At 63.9% G+C, this 21,335-nt stretch carries 19 protein-coding genes; 13 read left to right on the forward strand and 6 right to left on the reverse strand.

Annotated elements, in window-relative coordinates; all coding sequences use genetic code 11:
- The coding region (locus tag ABQE89_RS03570; protein WP_448414219.1) for a TIGR03564 family F420-dependent LLM class oxidoreductase at positions 1–914 on the reverse strand (914 nt) is incomplete at its 3' end.
- 1,252 nt (positions 915–2,166) lie between these two features.
- Entirely contained in the window at positions 2,167–2,727 is a 561-nt protein-coding gene (locus ABQE89_RS03575) for a hypothetical protein (RefSeq protein WP_068199814.1), read from the reverse strand.
- 88 nt (positions 2,728–2,815) lie between these two features.
- On the opposite strand from ABQE89_RS03575, the gene ABQE89_RS03580 reads away from it, so the two are divergent.
- From ABQE89_RS03580 to ABQE89_RS03615, 8 genes are all read left to right on the forward strand, one after another.
- Positions 2,816–3,283, forward strand: a complete 468-nt coding sequence (locus tag ABQE89_RS03580) for a GNAT family N-acetyltransferase (protein WP_448414221.1) — start codon at positions 2,816–2,818, stop codon at positions 3,281–3,283.
- Positions 3,280–4,050 (forward strand): hypothetical protein, encoded by a 771-nt coding sequence (locus tag ABQE89_RS03585; protein ID WP_448414223.1) that lies wholly within the window; start codon positions 3,280–3,282, stop codon positions 4,048–4,050. The genes ABQE89_RS03580 and ABQE89_RS03585 overlap by 4 nt, the downstream gene beginning before the upstream one ends.
- A gap of 193 nt (positions 4,051–4,243) precedes the next feature.
- Positions 4,244–5,842: an IS21 family transposase gene (gene istA, locus ABQE89_RS03590; RefSeq protein WP_448414225.1), complete on the forward strand. Its 1,599-nt coding sequence runs from the start codon at positions 4,244–4,246 to the stop codon at positions 5,840–5,842.
- Positions 5,839–6,639, forward strand: coding sequence for an IS21-like element helper ATPase IstB (gene istB / locus ABQE89_RS03595; protein WP_448414227.1), 801 nt, complete (start codon positions 5,839–5,841; stop codon positions 6,637–6,639). Before istA ends, istB begins: the two co-directional genes overlap by 4 nt.
- 38 nt (positions 6,640–6,677) lie before the next feature.
- Positions 6,678–7,253: a hypothetical protein gene (locus ABQE89_RS03600; RefSeq protein WP_448414229.1), complete on the forward strand. Its 576-nt coding sequence runs from the start codon at positions 6,678–6,680 to the stop codon at positions 7,251–7,253.
- A gap of 687 nt (positions 7,254–7,940) precedes the next feature.
- On the forward strand, positions 7,941–8,891 hold the full coding sequence (locus ABQE89_RS03605) for a hypothetical protein (protein WP_448414231.1): 951 nt from the start codon (positions 7,941–7,943) through the stop codon (positions 8,889–8,891).
- A 97-nt stretch (positions 8,892–8,988) separates the two neighbouring features.
- Complete coding sequence (locus tag ABQE89_RS03610; RefSeq protein WP_448414233.1) at positions 8,989–9,252, forward strand: hypothetical protein; 264 nt, start codon at positions 8,989–8,991, stop codon at positions 9,250–9,252.
- Between the two features lie 133 nt (positions 9,253–9,385).
- Positions 9,386–10,375, forward strand: a complete 990-nt coding sequence (locus ABQE89_RS03615; RefSeq protein ID WP_448414234.1) for a hypothetical protein — start codon at positions 9,386–9,388, stop codon at positions 10,373–10,375.
- Positions 10,376–10,400: 25 nt separating this feature from the next.
- On the opposite strand, the gene ABQE89_RS03620 is transcribed toward ABQE89_RS03615, so the two are convergent.
- From ABQE89_RS03620 to ABQE89_RS03630, 3 genes are all read right to left on the reverse strand, one after another.
- Positions 10,401–10,607 carry a hypothetical protein gene (locus tag ABQE89_RS03620; RefSeq protein WP_068199820.1) on the reverse strand — a complete coding sequence of 69 codons (207 nt, stop codon included), beginning with the start codon at positions 10,605–10,607 and terminating at the stop codon, positions 10,401–10,403.
- Between the two features lie 417 nt (positions 10,608–11,024).
- Complete coding sequence (locus ABQE89_RS03625) at positions 11,025–11,675, reverse strand: 8-oxoguanine DNA glycosylase OGG fold protein (protein WP_448414237.1); 651 nt, start codon at positions 11,673–11,675, stop codon at positions 11,025–11,027.
- A gap of 5 nt (positions 11,676–11,680) precedes the next feature.
- Positions 11,681–12,322 (reverse strand): uracil-DNA glycosylase family protein, encoded by a 642-nt coding sequence (locus ABQE89_RS03630; RefSeq protein ID WP_238886632.1) that lies wholly within the window; start codon positions 12,320–12,322, stop codon positions 11,681–11,683.
- Positions 12,323–12,628: 306 nt separating this feature from the next.
- On the opposite strand from ABQE89_RS03630, the gene ABQE89_RS03635 reads away from it, so the two are divergent.
- The 5 genes from ABQE89_RS03635 (at position 12,629) to ABQE89_RS03655 (ending at position 17,723) form a co-directional block, all read left to right on the forward strand.
- Positions 12,629–13,390, forward strand: coding sequence for a TnsA-like heteromeric transposase endonuclease subunit (locus ABQE89_RS03635; RefSeq protein ID WP_448414239.1), 762 nt, complete (start codon positions 12,629–12,631; stop codon positions 13,388–13,390).
- Positions 13,387–15,453 (forward strand): Mu transposase C-terminal domain-containing protein, encoded by a 2,067-nt coding sequence (locus tag ABQE89_RS03640; RefSeq protein ID WP_448414241.1) that lies wholly within the window; start codon positions 13,387–13,389, stop codon positions 15,451–15,453. Before ABQE89_RS03635 ends, ABQE89_RS03640 begins: the two co-directional genes overlap by 4 nt.
- A gap of 7 nt (positions 15,454–15,460) precedes the next feature.
- Positions 15,461–16,492, forward strand: coding sequence for a TniB family NTP-binding protein (locus ABQE89_RS03645; protein ID WP_448414243.1), 1,032 nt, complete (start codon positions 15,461–15,463; stop codon positions 16,490–16,492).
- Between the two features lie 524 nt (positions 16,493–17,016).
- Complete coding sequence (locus ABQE89_RS03650; RefSeq protein WP_448414245.1) at positions 17,017–17,412, forward strand: hypothetical protein; 396 nt, start codon at positions 17,017–17,019, stop codon at positions 17,410–17,412.
- Entirely contained in the window at positions 17,409–17,723 is a 315-nt protein-coding gene (locus ABQE89_RS03655; protein WP_448414247.1) for a hypothetical protein, read from the forward strand. The genes ABQE89_RS03650 and ABQE89_RS03655 overlap by 4 nt, the downstream gene beginning before the upstream one ends.
- A 10-nt stretch (positions 17,724–17,733) precedes the next feature.
- Here the strand turns inward: ABQE89_RS03655 and ABQE89_RS03660 are convergent, their stop codons facing one another.
- Positions 17,734–21,288: a DEAD/DEAH box helicase gene (locus ABQE89_RS03660; protein ID WP_448414249.1), complete on the reverse strand. Its 3,555-nt coding sequence runs from the start codon at positions 21,286–21,288 to the stop codon at positions 17,734–17,736.
- Positions 21,289–21,335 lie beyond the last annotated feature (47 nt).

The raw sequence follows: 21,335 nt of genomic DNA on the forward strand, positions 1-21,335 counted from the left end.
AACGACGCCGCCACCTCCCGCAGGGCACTCAGAGTCGCGGCGTCGGATCGGCCGACCGGGGTGAGCACCACGTCGGCGGCACCCGCGTCCGCGTAGCGCCGCAGCTGCCGGACGACCACATCGGCGGGACCGATCGCCGCCAAGTCGACTGCCCCCGAGAGGTTTTCGCGCGCAATGATCTTCTGATACGACGGGATCGTCTCATAGAAGGCCAGTTCGGCGGCCACCTCGTCACGTGCTGCGTCCTCGTCGTCGGCGACCAGCACGGGCACCACGGCGATGATCCGCGGAGCCGGTCGGCCGGCATCGGCAGCGGCATTCGCGATGGTGGGTTCGATGAACTCGGCGATCGTGCGCGGGCCCGCCAGATACGGCAGCGTCCCGTCCGCGAGTTCGCCGGTCACCTGAAGTGCTTTGGGGCCCATGGCTGCGACGTAGACCGGTACGGGAGTGCCGCCGGGCACGGTGACCGACCACTCGGGGGCGGCGGACAGGTACTTACCGTGGTAGTCCACCGTCGCGGTGTCGAACACCGAACGCAGCACCGTCAGGTGTTCACGCAGCCTGCCGACCGGGTCGGGCCAGGTGGCCCCGAACGCCATCCGTTCCGGCTCATGTCCGCCGAGCCCAAGGCCCAGGCTGAAATTGCCGTGCGAGGCGGCCTGGGCAGTTTGCGCCGCCGAAGCCACCAGCAGCGGATGACGGGGATTGATCGGGACGACGGAGGTGCCGACACCCAGGCCGGGCACGGCCGCACCGATGAGTCCGGCCAGCGCGATCGCGTCGTGGTCGAAGCGCTGCGCCAGCCAGATCTGCCGGACACCGAGGTCATAGGCGGCGGCCGCCTGCGCGATCGCATCGTCAACCGCGTTGACGGCGTCCGGGCTTGGATGGATGACAAGACCTGTGGGCATGTCAGTGATCAACCGGCCGCGCTCGCGTACTGTTCCCGCTACTGAGACTTCGGCTGGATTCCGTCAGCCGCCAAATCCACCGTGAATCCGCCACTGAGACAGGGTGCCTGTCCGAACTCCGTGCACTGGTCGATACCGAAAGCCTAAGTTGACATAATGTAGCTTATCGGCAATTCCGTAGATCCAGTTGGTGCGGTTGGCCGACGCTTGGTACAGCGCTGTCGTTTTGCAGTTGATCTCCGACTTTTTCACTACTGCGCCGACCGAGCGCACACGGTTTTCAGTCATTCGCCTATCGGCCTGTGCATCTCGTGATGCTTCCGCGCTGGTCGTGTGATCGGACCTCTCGCGCCGAGTCCGCCAATCGAGCTCACTGGACGCACACTTGCCCCGCCTGCGCCACCCCGGCACCCCACCGTTTTTCGTCACTGTGACGTAATAAGGGCGTTGCGGGGGCCCTAAGGAACCCAACTGTCGCATGCGTTGAGTCGAATTAATCTGCTGAATCGGCTTCCCAGACAGCGTTCTCCGCGTCTGTTAGCGGTTCGTCAAAGTCTTCTGGAACATGCAGTTCTGGGAGCTGTCCAAATGTTCGCACCGGCAGCTTGGAGGCCGACACTGGCTCATCCATGGCTGCCCCGATCAGTGCAGAGTCGCCGAGATCCCGACAATGTTCGGCGGCACGGCGCGGATCATCCGTCCTCATCCCTTGGAATTCGGATGGGTCTGAGAATTCATGATTCATTGCCGGCGGTTGGCTGCACATCCGCGAAACCCGAGATTCTTTCCTATTTCATCGATGGGCCTTCAGCCTAACCCTTTTGTCACTGTGAGCTTTCGGCTCTGTGGCGTCCCCTCTCGTGGCTCCGACCCGCTTCCTTGATGCGGGTGGCCAGGACGTCGTGCGTTTCCAGGGAAACATGAGCGCCGCGCGTCACCGCGCCCGACGGGATGCAACAGCCCACCGGTGAAGTCTCCGCGACCGGCATCAACGCTGACCGAAGCCAGATACGTCGCCGCGACGGACTAACGAACGTAGCACAAGTGCCAAATAATCAGTGTTACAACGTCTTCCGGTGCGTTCATGGATAATCTTCGTTATCCATGAACTACCCATGTCAGTCTTCGATTCGCCAATACGGGCGAGAACGGACCTCAGCCCGGCGCGCGTGAGCTCTACCGGTCGCTCTTCGCTTGACGCGGGTGTGACCGTTTCGCTAAATCCCCGCCAGTTGCTTCCAGGCCTGCCACCTCATGCCTCGCCGAGCGCCGTCTGCCCGGGCATCCCATGCTCGACCTGTCGTGAGTTCGCGAAGTCGTAGGTGACGGTGCGGCTCCCCGCCCACCGCCGGCCAGCTAGCCGTGGCCACGCGGCGGTGACGGTCGGCTTAGATTGCGAGGGATCATGGCGCGCGACGACGCATACGTTTACGGATTCGCCGGGTTCGATTGCCGCGATGGTGTTGCTCCACAGTGGGTATTCGGCCTCGACCGGTTGCCCAGCGTATGGTTTCACACCAGAATCGCCGATCCACACCCGCGGCCGGCACCGCTGGCCGGTCAGCTTCACATCGTGCGCTATGCCGTCGCCGTGGTTGGTCAGACGCACCCACCCCAGCGGCATCCAGTCCATGCCGGTGAAGTTGCCCTCGTTCTTTCGTGTGACCCGTTCCATGTCTTCGACGAGTGCAGTCGACGAGGACAGTCGCAGGTCCGGCCTGGGCCCGACGACGAAGCGGTTCACAAGCACGGTCACGAGGGCGCCGGCCGCACCGGAGGTCAATATGGTGGCCCAGATCGGCAGCTGCGACATGGCGGGAGCTTATCGGCGCGGACGGACACTAAGGTGAGGGTTGCATCGCCAGGCCGGGGTGTCGGAGCCCGGTCGTAGGCTCCACGGCGTGACCCTGGAGTTCATCGACCTCCGTCGCGGGCCGGCGGACAAGTACTTGTGGGTGCCGCCCTTCGACTGGTCGGTCGGCTACGAGAACGACCAGTGGTGGGACGATGTCCGCTATCACTACGTAGACGAGCCGTGGTTCGTGCAGGTGCTCGAGGACGACGCCGAGGTGGCGCGGGTGGAACTCGATGACCCCGGCGGCATCAACCCGGAATACACAGGTGTGCCCGATCTCGCTGAAGACGAGCGCCTCGAGATCCAGTTGATCGAGCTGGCCACCACCGCGGCCCGCCGCGGGATCGGCACCCGGGTGGTGCAGGGTCTCGCGGAGCGGCACCGCGGGCGCAGGCTGTTCGCCTATAGCGAGGAGGCAGACGAGTTCTGGGCGTCGCTCGGATGGCACCGATTCGATCATCGGGACGGCAAGCCGCAGTTCCACCGGGCGTTGTTCATTCAGCCCCCCCGATGAGCGGCAACCTCGGCGGCGGAATCGAGCGGCCGGTCGACTTCTCCTACGACGCATGCTGGTTCGAGTGTCCGGTGTGCCGCGACCGCGTGGTCATGACGTTCGAGGACCGTGCCAACGGTAAATCCCGTACCTGCTCTTCTGGACACGACGTCTCGGCGCAAGAGGAGTATCCAGCGCTCACTGACCCGTCCGACGTCGCGACGGTTCCCGCCGAGATCGAACGCCTGGTCTGGTACCACACCAGCACCCGTGCGGACTGGCCGCCGATCGACGAGTCACCGACAGCGAGTGCGACGCACCTGGGCACCTTCGAGTCGGCGATCGAGAACATGTTCCGCCGCATGCACAACCAGTCGGACGCGGAGAGTCAGTTCTACTTGCACCGGGTCCGCATCGCGTGCCCACCCGCGGAGGTGTCCCCGCTGGGCCAGGAGCTCAGCGACTTCATGGGCAACGTGTGGCTCAGCAACCTGTACGACGCGGGGTTCCCGCTGGTGCGTTACGTCAACGTGCACGAGCACCCTGGGTCGATCTCCCTTGCAGTGGTGCCGTCGGCGATCACGCACCTGCAGACCCTCGCGGTCCCGCTCAGCCTAGACACGGAGGAATCGACGACGTCACGAGATGCCTTCACCTCCTACATCGCAGACCTCGACCGGGTGGAAGCCCGGCGGCCGTGCACAGACGGGCTCAGCCGCATAGACCTGCTAAAGCGGCGGACCCCGGAGATCACCGCGATCGCCGATGCGGTGGCTGTGACAGCCTGATTTGGCCCCGGGTGGACGGTTAGAAATGGCTCCACTCGTGTGGTCGCGGGTGTGCCCGTTGTGACGGTCTGATTCGGCCCCGTCTTCACGACACTCCGCGTCGGTTCTGACGACGTGAATTGGCCCCACCTGACAGTGATCACGTGTGGTTCGGACGGCCCGGACCGCTTGTGACGAGGGTGGTGGCTGGAGGGTGAGGTCAAAGGTGGAACAGTTCGCGGCGATCCGCCGGGATCATCGGGTCGAGGGCCTGTCGATCCTGGCGCTGGCCGACAAGCATCGGGTGCATCGACGCACGGTGCGCCAGGCGTTGGAATCGGCGGTGCCACCACCGCGCAAGACCGCGCCGCGGGTGGCGCCGCGCTTGGAGCCGTTTAAGGCAGCCATCGACGAGATGTTGCGGTCGGATCTGGAGGCTCCGAAGAAGCAACGCCACACCGCGCGAAGGGTTCTGGCGCGCCTGGTCGATGAGCATGGCGCCGCGGGTTTGTCGTACTCGACGGTGCGTGACCACGTCCGTAAACGTCGCCCGCAGATCGCGGCCGCGGCGGGCCAGGCGTTGGAGGCGGGGTTCGTGCCCCAGACGTATCGCCCGGGCGCGGAGGCTGAGGTCGACTTCCATGATCTGTGGGTGGTGCTGGCCGGGGTGAAGACCAAGACCGCGCTGTTCACGATGCGGTTGTCGTTCTCGGGGCGCGCAGCGCATCGGGCGTTCGCAACCCAAGGGCAGGAGGCGTTCCTGGAAGGCCACGTCTACGGGTTCGCCCGTCTGGGCGGGGTTCCGGTCGACAAGATCCGATACGACAACCTCAACAGCGCGGTCAAGCAGGTGCTGTTCGGACGCTCCCGTCAGGAGAACGAGCGCTGGATCGCCTTCCGGTCGCACTATGGCTTTGAGGCCTGGTACTGCCAGCCCGGTCACGAGGGCAGTCACGAGAAGGGCGGTGTGGAGGGTGAAGGCGGCCGGTTCCGCCGTAACCACTGCGTGCCGATGCCGGTGGTCGATTCAATCGACGAGCTCAACGCGATGCTAGCCGCTGCTGATGACGCCGATGATCATCGTCGGATCGCTAACCGCGCCACTAGTGTTGGTCAGGACTGGGATGTCGAGAGGCAGTTCCTGCAGCCGGTTGCCGAGGAGCCCTTTGATACGGCGTTGACGTTGACCCCGCGGGTGGATCGGTATGCCCAGATCATGGTGCGCTGCAATCAGTATTCGGTGCCGGCCCGGTTGATCGGTCATCGGGTTCGGGTGAAGCTGTCGGCCTCCCATGTCACCGTCTATGACCGCACCATCGAGGTGGCGCGGCATCCGCGGGCGGTCGGTAGGGGCACCAAAGTGCTGGAGCTCGACCACTATCTGGAGATCCTGGCCCGCAAGCCCGGTGCGCTGCCCGGGGCCACCGCGTTGGCTCAGGCCCGGGCAGCCAAGGTGTTCACCGCAGAGCATGACGCGTGGTGGGCGGCCGCTCGTCAGACTCATGGTGATGCCGCGGGCACCCGTGCCCTGGTGGAAGTGCTGCTGTTGCACCGCCATCTGGATCGCGCTGATGTGTTGGCCGGAATCAGTGCCGCGTTGTCGGTGGGCTCAGCCAATGCTGATGTGGTGGCGTTGGAGGCCCGCAAGGCTGCCGAACAGCGCCGCGGCGGCGCAGGACTTTCGGCCGGATCGGTCCACAGCGCAGAGCTGCTTCTTGTGGCCGAGCACCGTCTGGGGATAGTGGTCGTCGATGAGCGTCCGCTGCCGTCGGTGCTCGCCTACGACACCCTGTTGGGTCGGCAGAGCTCATGAGTCCGCAGCGTCGCACTGTCACCGATCAGGCCGCGGTCGCGGCGATCGAACAGGGCGCCCGCATGCTGCGGCTCCCCACGATCCGCGACCGGTTCGCCGAGATCGCCGCCGCGGCCGAACGTGAACAACAGTCCTATCTGGGGTTCTTATCGGAGCTGGTGATCGCCGAGTGCGAGGACCGCGACCGTCGCCGCGCTGAGCGCCGCGTGCGCGATGCCGGGTTCCCCCGGCCAAAGCGGCTCGACGAGTTCAGCTTTGAGGCCAACCCAGCGATCAGTCCGGCGGTGATCGGGACGCTGGCCAGCTGCGCCTGGGTCAAAGCTGGCGAACCGTTGTGTTTGATCGGTGACTCCGGGACCGGCAAAACCCACCTGCTGATCGGGCTGGGAACCCTGGCCGCCGAGACCGGCTACCGCGTGCGCTACACCCTGGCCAGCAAGCTGGTCAACGAGCTCGTCGAAGCCGCTGATGACGCCCAGCTGAGCAAGCTGATCACCCGCTACGGTCGGGTCGATCTGCTGCTGATCGATGAACTGGGCTACCTGCAGCTGGATCGCCGTGGCGCGGAGTTGTTGTTCCAGGTGCTCACCGAACGCGAAGAACGCTCCGCGGTGGCGATCGCCTCCAACGAACCCTTCTCGGCATGGACCAAAACCTTCACCGACCCACGACTGTGCGCGGCCATCGTCGACCGGTTGACCTTCGCCGGGCAGATCATCGAAACCGGCACCACCTCCTACCGGCTCGCCCACGCCCGCACCCGACGCAACTCCACTACCGAGCCCAGCAGTACCTGAACCCCACCACCGCAGGCGGCCGATACAGTGACCAGGTCATGTTGGTCGCCGATCTGCAGCACTTCCTCGACCTGGGCCCCGACACACCTGGGCCGGCACGCAAGCTCGCCGAGCACCTGGCCGGCATCGTCGCCGCAGCCAGCGCCGGCAACGCCCACACCCCATGGGAGACCGCCCTGCCCTGCCGGCGCCGACCTGCCAACCGCCGCTGCCCCGGCCGGATCATGGTGGTCTGCCCTGACCCTGATCAACCCATCGGCTGGCGCTGTAATCACTGCAGGGACGACGGCACCATCAGCAACTGGGCAGGATCGATCTACGACCAACGCAGACACGGGTTGACCGCGGCCCAACCGCTCCACGACATCATCATCGACGCCGACACCGCAACGATCCTGCGAACCCTGACATTCCTCGACAATGACTGCCAGAGAGCAGTTTTCGCGATCCGCGCCCACAACAACGAGCTTCACCTCGCGATAACTGAGACCGAACTCGACGAACTCATCGACACACTCGCCGCCGAGTCCAACCACGAACCCAACCGGCGCCGCCAACGCCAACTCGACACCGCCTACGAAGCGATCACTGCCGCCGCCAACCAACCTCGGTAACGGCCGCGATGGCCCTCCTCGATCCACACCGCACATCGAGGAACTTCTCGCCAAAGTCGACCGCAAACCCCACCGCCATCATCTAGGGCCAACGCCGAAACCACCCGCTACAGCCTGAACCCGCCCTATGTGGGGCCAAATCTCGCCGTCACACCGGGGCCAATTCAAGTTGACATTGCCAGATGCGGACCACGAGTGCGATCAGGCTCTGTGGGCGGCCCAAGATCGGTACTGGCAAACGATGGAGAAGGAGCACCTGCCGGCGGTCGGCTTCCGAACGCGTTGGAAGCTATTGGATGCGGTCCGCAGCATTCACGGCAGCGCCTCGCACGTGCACGATAAGTTCCGGTCGCTCGCGGAGCTGGTGCGGAACCCTGCCCGGACCCTCGCGGTGCTCCAGGCGCGGCAGGTGCGTGACGTCCGTAGGTTTGCCCCCTAGCGACTAGGGCACCAACCGCGCCAGCGCCTCTCACTCCACCGCCGTCACCCCTATGCCCCACGCACGAACCGTTGCCAGGCTCGCTCCTGGGTGAGGAACGCATCCGCATCACGCGGCGGCGCCGGCCCGGGACATCCTCCGCATGCTCGTAAACAACCTGGTTGGACGCACCGAGGCCACTATCGGTTCCACTGAGTTTCGTGCGACGCGCAGCGGCTCCTGCACCCTCGCGGTCTAGCGTCTGGCCCATGATGCTGAACATGACGAACCGCCCTCCCGGCGTCCCTGCTGCCGCCTACACGGCTCTGTCCGAAGTGGTCCTCCGATTCGCCGGCGCGGTGGAAAGCCTGATCACGGGCGAACTCCGCCAGCCCTTCTCCCGCATCCCCAGCGAGGCTGTGCGCGACCGCGCAGCTGATCGCGACCACCTCGGCACCCGGACCAAGACAGCCCTGACCAACCTGGCAATGAATCAGGGCTACGCCACTGCGGCGCAGTGCGACCTCCTCCGCGGGACGGCGGCAGCGCTGCCGGCGGAGAAAGTCTTCTTCTCGCCGTACCCGTTGGCGCGGACCTGCGTGGTGACAGCGGCGAAGGCGTGGTTCATCGTCAGTGGCCCTACCCGTGCGGAGCGCCTGCAGCGCTATCTGAACGAGGAGTTGGGCGCCATTTACGGCGCCGCGTGGGACTTCAACGATCCGGACAGGCTCGCCGACATCGCCGCTCTGACGGATGATCACCTGGCCGTCGGTGAAAGTGCCGGCCTGCGGGCCGTGCACAGGAAGAAGCTGAAGCCGGGGCTTGCGCCGTACCTCGTCCGTTCCGATCAGCAGGATGGGGACACGCCGCCGTCGGAGACCCTCATCGTCCGGGACATCTTCACGGCGTCCGGTCTTGGAGCAGATCAGGCGGGCAAGCCGTATACGTTGCTCTCCGCCGCGACGCACGGGCGCTTCACCCAGTCCGGTATCTCCGAGTCCATCCTCATTGGCCGAACCGAGTTCGGCGTGCGGATGCGGGCCCTACACTCGTCAGCCGAGACGTCGGCCAAGGTGACGGTGCTCGCCGCGATCGCGGCCCGGACCCATCTCCGAGCGCTGGCCCTGTACGCGAACGAGCCGCAGGAGCTTGTGGATGGCCGCCTGGGTGGCCCGCTCGCAGAGTGGTGCGCGGCAGGGGGAGTTGAGGTGCCGGACTGAGGGGGTGGGCGGATCTACATGTAGTTCCAGCCTCCTTAGGCCCCTAACAGAGGAAGGGCCGCAACATCAGGTGGCCCCGAACCTCTAGGAGGCCACCATGTCGCAGCTGTTCTGGGCGCTGGTAGGTGACAGGAACATCGACAGCGCTGAGTCGATGATCGTCCACGGCTGGGCGGCCAACACCTGTGACGGCGTCACGTACGAGATCTGGCCGTCGCGGCCGCAGGAGCACGTCGACGACGTGGTGACGCTGATCGTGATCCTGGACGACGAGGTGGCCGTCGAGATCGGCCGGTTCGGATCCTATGAGGCCGCGCAGGGGGCCGCCCAGGCATGTTTCGACCAGCACAGGATCGAGTAAGCCGAGCCGAGCCGTTCAGGTCGGGTTGCGATGCGGTTCGAGCCCGCCGGTGGCGGTGGTTAGGTTCCGCCGAGTTTCGGACCGCTCCGCAAGCCAGCCCGACCCTGTCGGGCCGGGTGCCTACCCTCAACTGATGACATCCCCGCCGCCCCTCACCGGCCGCCTGACGCCACCAGAGTTCGACTACTTCGCCGACGTGGTGATGCGGTTCGTGGACGCCGCGGAGAGCCTGCTCAAGGCGGAACTGTCGCACCCGTTCAACATCGGCAGCGAGGCCATGCGGGACAGAGCCGCGAGCGACGACCACCCCGGGACGGGGTCCAAACAGACCTTGCTGACCTTGGCGACACAGCAGGGCGCCGTCGGGCTTGAGCAGTGCGACCTGCTCCGCGGGATCGCCGCCATCCTGCGCACCGACCTCGTCACCTTGGCACCATTCCCGCTGGCACGCACGTCAGCCGTCATCGCGGCGAAAGCGTGGTACGTCCTCACCGCGGGGTCCAAAGAGGAGCGGCTGCGGCGCTTCTTGAACGAGGAGCTGGCGGCGCTCTTTGGCCTACCGTTCCCGTCAGGCGATGAAGAAGCGGTTGCCGAACGCGACGCCCGCGCCGCCGACTACCGGGCTGTCGGCGCCACGGCGGGACTCGAAGCTACCTACCGCAAGAAGCCCCGGCTGTGGGACGCCCCAATCCTCGCCCGCGCAGGTCGAGGGCTCGACGACGCGCCGCCGTCGGAGACACAGCTGGTGAAGGACTTCTACCGGGCGTCGGGGTTACAGGAGGACGAGCTGGCGGGACTGCCGTACTCGTTGCTGTCCGCGGCGACGCACGGGCGCTTCCGGCAGGCTGGGCTCGTCCGCTATGCGTCCGCCAGCCCGTCGGTGGGAGGTGTGTCGACAGCGGCGATGCACGTGACGCTGGGGGTCACAGCGCAGACGACGATGTACGCGGCGATCGCGATGCGTACCTATCTCTGCGCGCTCGCGCGGTACACCGCCGTGTCCGAGACGGTGGTGCTGACCCGCCTGCACGGACCGACCGAGGAGTGGTCGGCGATCGCGCAGCAGGAGACCGAGCAGCCAAAGCACGACGCGTTCCCGGACGCTCGCCGCCCGACCCTGTAGTGGAACCGCGACGAAATTACGTGTCCTAACCTCGGCGGTCGTCTTCCGCTTCGTTAGGCAGCTCATCGAGAGCCCAGAACACGCCGGCACGGAAGGCCTTTAGAAGAGCGTCGTAGTCGTTGCCAAGTTGGTAGTCGTCGGGGATCGGATCGGCCGGGTTCAGCTCAAGTACTTCCCTGACGTACGAATGGGCCTTGGCTTCAGCCGCGGCTGTGTGGTCGATGTAGCTCACCGTGATGCCTCCTATGCATGTGCGATCGCATCACGCTTTATTCAACGTGCGAGCAGCTACGTTCGGACGCCGTCAGCGCGACACGTGACATCGGCTCATGGATAACAGCAGTTATCCACCCCGCAGTGGGGGCCGGCGGCACGCACTGATGGAGCGAGACACTCCCGATCTCGGGGATAACTGTTGTTATCCATGAAACCGACGTGGGCACTGCTGGCGATCCTCTGGTGGGCGGATAAATACCGTCTCGGTAGCACGGACCGTGGTCGAAGTTGGCCGCGCTGTTCGATCGGCCATGGCCTACTTCTCCAGCTTCACTGGCTTCCTCTTCTTCGGCGACACCTTCGGCGGTGTTGTCGGCCTGCGCAGCGGTACGCATCCCGATCCGACTCAGCGGGCACGGAGTCGACGCCGCGGTCAACGACGGGCCGCGACCCTTCGGCCGTGGTTGAAGTAGGCCATCTCCACAGCGTCCGCGCGCACACCCTCGGCGGCTGCGACGCGGTGTGCGTGGTCGATCCACTTCGCATAGGTTGATGGGTCCCACGGGCCGTACCGCGAGATGCCCCAACCGTCAACAGCTTTCAGTGCCACGGCCACGAACTGGTCCAGGATCAGAGCTCGTCCGGGTTGACGGTCACAGGCGTCTGCAGCATAGAGGAACTTGGTGAAGAACGACGGTCCGAGGTGTTTGAGGTAGTGCTGGTGCCCCCGCAGCATCGCGGTGTAGGCCTCGACGGTGTGGCCACGCTGCAGCATATCGGCGACCGCGCGCAGGGCCTCGTCCACACGCTGCGAGTCGTTGTCCCGGAACACCCGTGCGCGGCGCCCGACGAGGAACGCCGAGCCACCGGTCCCCCAGACGTAACCAGCGAGCAGTGACTGTGGCAGACCGTGATGGGTCGCGGTGTCGAGCAGATCAGCCCTTGTGATTGTGCGGTAGCCGCGGTCGCCGGCAGGCAGCTGTTCGAGGAAGGTACCCCACCCCTCCGCGACCCGCGGAACCCACCATGTCGGCCGGAACTGGAAGCCGTGAGCGAGGACGTCATCATCGGCGGGGAATTTCACGTCGCCTATTCGGCTTCCTCGCGAGCGCCACCGAAGCTCCACCGGATGGCCGCGGCCAGATTGGACACGTACTCGTCTTCCAGTTCGTCGTCGTGCTGGCGCTGTATCCACGACGGGTGCTTCGCGTTGACGATGTACGGCACACCCTTAGGAAGCCGTCCAGTAGGAGCCTCGAAGGGCGGCACCGACACCCGCGCCCGCGGATAGAAGAACCTCAGCACGCGTTCGGCGTCCCGGCCCAGCGTGATCACCAGCCGCGGCCGGACGATCTCAAGTTCGCGGTGCAGGTACGAAGAGCAGTTGACGATCTCGTGCTGATGGGACGCGCGGTTCTTCGGCGGGTGGCAGTGTACCGCGTTGCTGATGAAGAGGTTCTTCTTCTCGCGGCCCGCGCGCTTAATGCCCTCGTCGACCAGGTCGCCACTGCCCTCGGTGAACGGAATCTGGGTTCCCATGCACTTCTCGCAGAGGCTCTGCCCGACCAGCGCCACCGGTGAGGTCAAGCAGCCGTAGCCGGGCGCCGACGCGGTGACGCCGTCGATATTCATCCCGTCGCAACGCCTACAACTTTTGATTTCGTCGTCGAGGGCGAGCTTGAGAAGCTGCCGCGAAGCGACGGTGTCGTGCTCTACGGTGTTCGAACCCACCGACGGAGTGTATTGGCCGGGGCTCGCGGCGTCGGGATCACGGGCCATTTCATCGGTCCCCGACGCAGACCTAATCGCGCCCACGGCCGAGGTGTCCGTAGACAGCCTCAAAGGCGTTGGTGGCATGATCCGGCGGCCCATGTTGCGCATACCAAGGTCGGACAACAACGACACAACACAGCCGCTCAAAGAGGTCACACCCATGGTGGCGCGGTTTTCCTTCTTCGCGTGGTTGCCAATGAGAGGGTGCTCGACTAGGCGCGACCGGGCGTGTCCAGCAGGGCCATCCCGGACAGCGGCCATACGATGAACAACGTGCCCCCTCACGGGCGCGCGACGGCGCAGATTCGTAACGGCGAGCTGATTGACTACCGGCCCGCTGAAGGCGAACTTGTCGCTCAAATTCCGGTCGATGAGCTGTGGTCAGTGCCGCTGGAGAAATGTGCACCTGTCCGCAAAGCGCCGTCGTACAAGGGCCAGAAGAACTTCACGGGCGAGTGGTGGTGCCTCACCACCCAATCGCACCTTCCCTTCGAATCGTGGGTCGAACGCGATTTCCTGATTGCTGCTGACTTCGACCCGCAGATCGTTGGAATATCAGTACAGCCCCTCACCTTTCGCTTCCCGTCGGCCGCAGGCAGGCAGCGTGAGCACACTCCCGACGTTTTTCTCCGGACGAGATCCGGCGACGGCGTACTTGTAGATGTTCGGCCGAACCGACTCGTCGATGATGATTCACGCGAGGCGTTCGAGGCAGCCGCTGAGCTATGCAGACAGGTTGGCTGGTCTTTCTGCCGGGCGGCGGAGCAGCCTCCGATCCGAGCCGCAAATCTCCGCTGGCTTGCTGGCTATCGGAACCAACGAAACCGAAGGCAAGACTTCGCTACCGAACTCACCGCACACCTGGCTTGCAAGGCGATGACAATTAGCGAGGCGGCCACCGCGGTCGGTGAGCCTCTTCTGGTCCTACCGACTCTGTATCACCTTCTATGGACGCACGAGATCGACGTTGATATCGAGTCGGCACCGATCGATGAACGTACTCTCGTCCGGTTGGCCAAACGATGAATGCTGAACCCGTCAAGATCATCATCGGCGATTTCTGTCGGTATGACGGCAGGCTCTGCGAGCTGGTAGCGATCGACGGACTGGTGGCGAAGCTACGGCGTGAGGACGGTCAGCTCGCCGCTGTGAAGATTGCGGACCTGTTCGCGGACAGTTCATTCGACGTCTTCTCCCCTAGTGTTCGTCGCCGCCCGATTCCGCCAGACTACTTTTCTACGCTGCCGAATCAGGTCCAAGAGCGTGTGCTGTGGCTCGAGCATCACATCTCCGAAGTAGTCGACGGCACACCGATCGGCTCTCCCCCACAAACAGAGCCGCGAAATGGGTACGACGTCCGAGCGACATCACTTGGGCAGCGCGAGCGCAACAAGTGCCTCGAACTCGAAGCTGCTGGAACGCCATTGGGACTGAAATACCTTCAGGAACTCCGCCGGCGCTACGAAAGGTCCGGTGTCGCCGGGCTCATCGACGGCCGTCTTCATCGCCGACGCTCGCCAACCCGACGCGTCGATGATCGATACGTGGGCGTGCTCTTGGAGGTCCTGAACGAGAACGAACTGCAATCGACCCGGACCGAAATCGCCTTGAAATGGCATGTGGACCGGCGAGTGGTCGAGAGGTTCAACAACCAAGTGAAACTCCCCTCCCACACCACTTTCCATCGACTGATGAAGCAACTCCCCCAGGCGCGCCACGCGACCGGATCCGCTCGAACCCGGCAGACGAGGAACCATCAGCCGGAAGGCATGTTCAGCAAGGTCGTCGCAAGCCGTCCAGGTGAGTGGATGCAGATCGACACGACACCCTTCGACGTGGGGATCCGACTCGACGAGTCCGTGAAGGGCCGAGTGGAGTTGACCGGACTCGTTGACGCTGCGACGCGCACCATCGTCGCGGCGGTGCTGCGACCAACAACGAAGGCGGTGGACGCATCACTACTTCTCGCCAAATCGATGACACCGGAACCGATGCGCCCCGGATGGGTCGATGCCGTCCGGATGTCGAACTCCGTCCTTCCCTACCACGCCATGCGGTCTGTCGACGACAGACTCGACCACGCTGCTGCGCGCCCCATCATTATTCCCGAGAACATCGTCTACGACAGCGGTGCGGTGTACCTCTCGACCACTTTCCGTTCCGCATGCAGATCGTTCGGGATTAGCATGCAGCCCGCTCACAAGGACGAGCCCACCGACAAGCCAATCATCGAACGCACCCTTGGATCGGTGAAAACCCTTTTCGCACAATACGTCACCGGCTACCTCGGGTCCTCGGTCGAGAACCGAGGTAAGCACGCAGAACAGAATGCCGTCTTCTCCCTGCAAGAGCTTCAGGACCTGCTGGACGAATGGATCGTCGTCGCTTGGCAGAACCGACCCCACGACGGACTACGCGACCCACTGAATCCGCAACGGAAGCTGACGCCGAACGAGAAGTACGCATCGATGCTCGCCGTCAGCGGCTATATCCCGGCGCCCCTGAGTTCCCACCAGTACGTCGCCCTGCTCCCCAGCCTGTACCGAACGGTGACGGCCGCGGGCATCACCATCGACTACCGGGTATACGACAGCGACGCCTTGGATCCGGCGCGCGGCGAAATCTCCGGGGTGCCAGGCAAGGGTGTTCAGTGGCAGGTTCACTACGACCCGTACGACGTTAGCCGCGTCTGGGTCCGCAACCACCACGGCGAGGGCTACCTGATGGCCCGCTGGACGCAGCTACAGACCGCACCACAACCGTTCGGATCAGCATTGTGGGACCATGCACGCCAACTCGAAACAAGTCGAGGTGAGCGACGAACGTCCCAAGAGGCGATCACCGCAGCAGTCGAGGACCTTCTGGGACGCGCGTCCGTCGCGCCGGAGTCTCCACGTCGGCGTCGCAGGACTGCGAAGGACCGCCGTGTTGTCGCGCGTACGCGGGCTGCAGCGGAGTTGCCACCGACTGTCCCCCCGACAGAAGAATCGCCTGCGCCCTTCCTGGCCTCAGTAGAAGACGTCGACGATATCGCCGATGTCATTCCGCTCCCTGTATTCGACGCCGAGAAAGAGTCCAACACATGGTGATTCGAAGATGACAGTTGATGATCAGTGCGCCGAACCTGACCTCGACCCGCGCCAGCTGCCGTCAGTCACGCTTGATGGCTGGCGTAGATTCGTCGACGCGAAACCAGCAAAGTTTGACTTGCTCAATCACGACACCTACAGCACGCTCACCGGTGCGGAGAAGCTCGCCTTCGATGACCGCCGAATGGCCTATCACTCGGAGTTGGTCATCATCGAGACCTCTACGGTCCGCCACATCACTCGCCAAGGACGCCTGCTGACCCTGCTCAATCAACGCGAATGCGGCGCTCGGCGGTCCATGATCGTGTCAGGGCCTTGGGCCAGTGGGAAGACCACCACCATCAAGCTGCTCGGGAAGATCCACGAGCAGAACGTACGTCGCCGGTATCCCGGCCAGGATCGCATACCAGTTGTCTACATCACGACGCCGCCGAAAGGGTCCCCTCGCAAGCTCGCATCGGAGTTCGCCAACTTCCTCGGGCTGCCGACGCGTCAACGCCACAACACAACCGACATCGCAGACGCCGTGTGCCATGTGCTCACCGAAGCCCGCACAGAACTCGTCATCGTCGACGAGATACACAACCTCAACCTTGCCAGCGCCGCAGGCGAGGACATGTCCGACCATTTGAAGTACTTCAGCGAGCACATGCCGGCCACTTTCGTCTACGCGGGCATCAACGTGGAGCGCTCCGGCCTGTTCACCGGAGTCCGCGGCCGACAGATTTCGGGGCGCTCGGTCCTCATAAAGACAGGCAACTTTCCATTCAACGATGAATGGAAATCCCTTGTGGCTTCGATGGAGTCAGCACTGCGCCTTTACAAGCACAGGGACGGGACGCTGACACGCAACTCCAAGTACCTGCATCAAAGAACGGGCGGGTCGATCAGCAGCCTGAGCCACCTTATTCGCGTAGCCGCGATCACGGCAATCCTCAGCGGAGAAGATGCGGTCAGCCGGGAGTCGCTCGACGCAGCCATCATCGACCATGCGGCAGAGTCCGCGACCAGTCACCCAAGCGCGCCGAAAGCCGGCTAGGCCGAACCATGCAGACGTTTACGACGAGCAGTCGCAATCAGACACTTCCGCGCCCCGTGAAGCCGCTCCCCAACGAGGTACTTGCCGAATATCTCGCTCGCCTAGCGAAAGCGAACGGCATCAGTAGGTCTCGCCTCGAAGCGCTGCTGACCCGCCGTGGACCAACGATGCGGGCTGCTTTGTGCAAGAGCGTGTCGATGAGTGACCGCGCTGTAGCCTTCGCACTGCCTGAACTGCGGGTCCCTGCCGATTGGACAATCTACCCGCAGCTGCACCGGCGCGAAGTTGAGTCCATCGGCCCAGGCTGTCCACACTGCGCGTCGAGGCATGGAGAACGAATCACATTCCCACAAGTCTGGTCCACGCACGACAAGGTGTTCTGCAGCGTACATAGTCTGTGGCTCAACGGAACTGCGTTCCGTGTGGACGCTACGCGGCCGGTCACGAAAGTCATTGGTGCTTCACGTGCGGACATACTGCATGCACACCGACGTCACCAACGGCTTATTTGCAGCCATGGCCGGGTGTCGATTCGTCAAGCGATCTCCGATGCCTACGAGGTAGTGGAGCACTGGAACTACTGGCAGCCGTTGGAAGCCGTCAGCTTCCGCTTGGCGGAGCTTGAACCCGACGAGACCCAGCGGGGTTCCGGCACTGCATGTCGCAACGCAGCCATGTACCCGGAGATCGTGCGCCTAGCAACTGCGTTGTCCGACCCTTCCTGGAAGTCTCGACTGCTTGCGGAGAGCAGAGCTGAGCGTGGCAAATCCCTGCTCGACCTGTTCGAGCTCGTCATTGACGGCCATGTGCCGTACCGCGCCGCGGATCCCCTCTACGAGTGGAGGCTTCGTCAGCTGGCCGCGCTGGATACCGATAGCCGAAGGGATGCAACTACCAAAGGAGAGGGAGGACCACGATGACGACCAATGATTGTGTGCCGGCGCTGCCGTGGGGCGCAGCGGGTTGCACTGAATGGGAGTTGGATGGTGATGAGCTGTACAGGATTGTTTACACCGACGAGCAGCGCGTGGACGGCTGCGAACATGGGGTGCATCTGTCTGCTCTCCAGCATCCGGATGGGACGCTCAGCCGAGATAATCCCACAGAAATCTACGTGTATATCGCTGGTGACGGCCCCTTGTCCGGTGCACAATCCCGTGCGCTGGCTCAGATGCTGCTCGACGCCGCCGAGCAAGCTGACGGATGGGCGGCGCTGGAATCGAGTGAGTAAGTGCAAGCGGTCATGCACACTCACCTGCATGGACTGTAAAGCACGAGGGACAGACGCTTTCTGATCTCTGGGAACCTTGACCGTTTGATCCTAAAGCCGACGCACGCGCGGGGCTCGTGACACGTTGTTCGCTGGCCTTCGCATCCCGGCGCAGCGCCGCGATGACGGCGTTCCGGAGCTCAGTTGGTACTTGCTTGGTACGGAGCAGCTTGCCCACCCGGTCAACCAATTCGTTTTCAGACAGCGTTTTACCGGCTGACGCATTCCGACAGTACTGCAGCACCTCGCTTGGGGGCACGATGTCAATGGTCCGGGGACCGAGTTCGCGTGCGACTGCTGAGGACTGGCTCGGTAGCCTGAAAGTCCTTGGCTTATTGCCGGTTTGGTTGAAAGGATTCTCCGAAACGATCCTCTCCCGGCGCTCAGCCGCTGAGATAGCCCTGTTGATTAGTCGAGAAAATTCGTCGTGAGACTCAGCGCTGCCCGCGCTCTTTCTGTACACCTGGTGTATCCGCCAGCCAGTCACGGGACCTTCGACTCCGACAATGCGAACAATGTTGTCGATGATGCGGTCGGCCGGTGTCTGCGAGATCGGTGACAACGCTTCGGAGAAAACAGGATAGGTCTTCAGTGCCGGAAGCCCAGGGCTGGTCGCCTGCGGCATAGCGCTCAAAGACGCGGGTGACTCTTTTTGTTGCGGAGCGACGCGGCGCGGCCGGTCAGCAAACGTACCCTCCCTAGTGCGGGCGGACTCCTGGTTCGAAGGCCCAGGCTCGGCCGCCGGGCTACGGGGCGTTGGCGGCGGATGAATGACAGGTACCGGTGTCGACGGCCCCCGCGAAGCTGGCGGACGCTCGCGGCGGGGTTGCTCGGAAGCGGCCGTGCTGTCTCCGATCTTCGTCTCGGCTGGGGTTCGGGCGGGCGCGGCCTGTGCCGGTTGGCCAAAGAGCCTTTCGCGCTCGGCGGCAATGATGTCGCGGGCGAGTTCCGCTTCCGTAATGTCGTAGGCTTCCGGAGCGCTTGCGGCCATATCGCTCTCGCGCGCGAAGCTTTCGAATAGCGCTTTCTTCGTTGCGAGGATTTCTCGGAGCCTTTGATCGACACCTTCTTCGGACAGCAGCCGATGGACCTGCACGGATTCCAGCTGTCCCATGCGGTGTGCACGGGCGATGGCTTGCCATTCGGTGGTGGGCTTGAGTTGTGGTTCGCAGATCACGACGACAGATGCCGCTTGGATGTTCAGGCCCACGCCGCCGGCGACGATCTGGGCGACCAGCACCGCACCCTTCTTGGCAGCGGAGAAGTCGTCCACCAGTACCTGTCGCTGGCTGGCTGCGACTGAACCGGTTAATGGGCCGAAGACCCTTCCGGGCATGTGCCGTGCGATGTCGCTCAGGACGTCGAGGAAGTGTGAGAAGACGACAACACGGCGTCCATTTGCTTCTGCCTCCTGAACGATCTCGACCAGGCGCTGCATTTTGGTCGACTTGAGGCCCTGCTTCATCGTGGCTTGCCGCATGGCCATGAAATTTCGCTGCTCTACGGCAGCGCGGTAGGCGGAGGTGTCCTCGCCCGACATTGGCATCCACTCGTCGACCTCGACGAGTTCGGGCAGCTCGGTGAGGACATCTTCTTGGTTGCGGCGCAGGTACGCTGGCGCCACCTGGCGACGAAACTTCTTCGGAGCGAACTCGTTTGCATCCAGTATTAGGTCGGGACGCAGGTAGCCGACGAGGTTGCGGAACTCGTCCAACCGATTCTCCAGCGGTGTGCCGGTGAGAAGAATCGCTCGTTCACAGGAGTCAATGAGCTGCGACGTTCGCTGCGTACGAAGCGCGTCGGGGTTCTTGATGTAGTGCGCTTCGTCGACGACCACGCAGCTGAGCGCTGGCGTGGAGACCTCGTCGTTGAGCCAACGCAGGGTCTCGAAGGTAGTGACGCCGACGCCGCCGTTGCGCTCCCAGTTCTTGGCCGCCCATTGTCGGTCGGGCCCGTGTAGGCGGTGCGCGGGCAGTTTCGATTTGGCGGTGACTTCGCGGACCCAGTTCGTCACTACTGCCGCGGGACAGACCACGAGGAAGTTGTGCTCGCCTTTCGCGCGAAGGTGCGCCAAAGCTGCGATGGCTTCGACGGTCTTGCCCAAGCCCATCTCGTCGCCGATGATGACTTTCCGCTGGACCAGAGCGAAGCGTGCAGCGAAGCTTTGATATCCGCGTAGCGACGCTGTGAGGTAGTCGTCTTTCAGCTCGAAATCACGTACCGCTTCAATTATTTCGGTGGGCAGGTCGCCGTGGGTCTTCTCGTCATCCTCGGTGATGAATCCCAGTTCGGCGAGGAGCGCGAAGTAGTCTGCAGGTCGGGTGAGGAAGTCCTCCCACGGGTCCCCGCTTGTTGCCGCGTCTTGCGCATCGGCGATCGCACGCGCGGACCGGGCCACAATCTGAATGGCGTCGCGGAAGTCCTCGGCGGTCGACAATGCGGTCGGAATGACGATGGCATGGGTGACCGTGTTATCGATGGCTGCCGCAACGGGTGCCAGTTCCTCGACGATCGCCATGTCCGCCGACGACGTGGAAGCACGACGTGCCGCATCCCAGGCGCGGAGGCGGCGCAGGAATTCAGTGTGTTCTGGGGTGCGGTTCTTAATGTCGATGCGCATCGGCATCTCATCGAAGGTGTTCTGTCTCAGTGTCCGAGCGGCAGCGCGGATGCGGGTGGCGGAGGTCTCCCCGATGCCGTCGAAGCACTCGAGTATGCCCTCGTTGTTCAGGACGGCGAGCACGTTGGTGATGCCGTTGTCCGTCAGAGCCCCGACGCGGATCTTGTCGCGGGTGGCTTCCCGGAGCCGTTCGACGGACATGTCTGCCAGCATCCGGTCGGTCTCTTTGTTTCGGACCTTGTTGCCGGCGTCAACTGCAGACCTGCGCAGCTTGGACTCTTCGGCGGCTGCGCGCCGGATGACAGCTGTGGCGTTCGGGAGGATCGCGAAGGTCGTCGAGTCTTCAAGCGTCGCGGTTTGGCCGTGGTCGGGTAGCTGCTGCTTGAACCCCACCCGGTCGGCCAGCGCGTCGTTCACGGTCAGGGCCCGAATCCGCGGATCGTCAACCGGCCTGGCCTGGTCGATAGCCTGGCCGATACCGCTGGTGTGGAACCAGCGGCGGTAGTCAGTGAGGAACTGTGCAGCCTGGTTGGCTTTGTCCCGTGTGCCGCCGAACATCAACAGGCGGCCGAACCCCGTGACCTTTCTCAAGTCCGCCGTCGCCGCAGCGACCTCGGTGGTGAGCCGGTCGAGTTCTCGTTGAACGTCGGGGTGCATAGGCGGGAGGCAGGCCGAACGCGCCGTGGCTTGAAAGACGGCTTGGTCGGTGGAGCGCAACGGGATGACGTGCCAGAGGTAGCGGTTGTTTCGTCGGGCCTTCACAGTCCGCGCTCGCAGTGCTGCGGACTGTGCGACGGCCGCTTTAGCAATCTCGTGGCGGGCCGCGGTCACTGCTGTGGCGGCGTCGACCCAGCCTCGTATTTCGTCACCAATTGCCGATGTCGACGGCTGTTCGTCGCTTCCCATGGTCCCCGTTGATCGACTCGCTCCCTTGCGGGAGATTAGCGGACCTA

Source organism: Mycolicibacterium sp. XJ1819, from assembly GCF_053483675.1.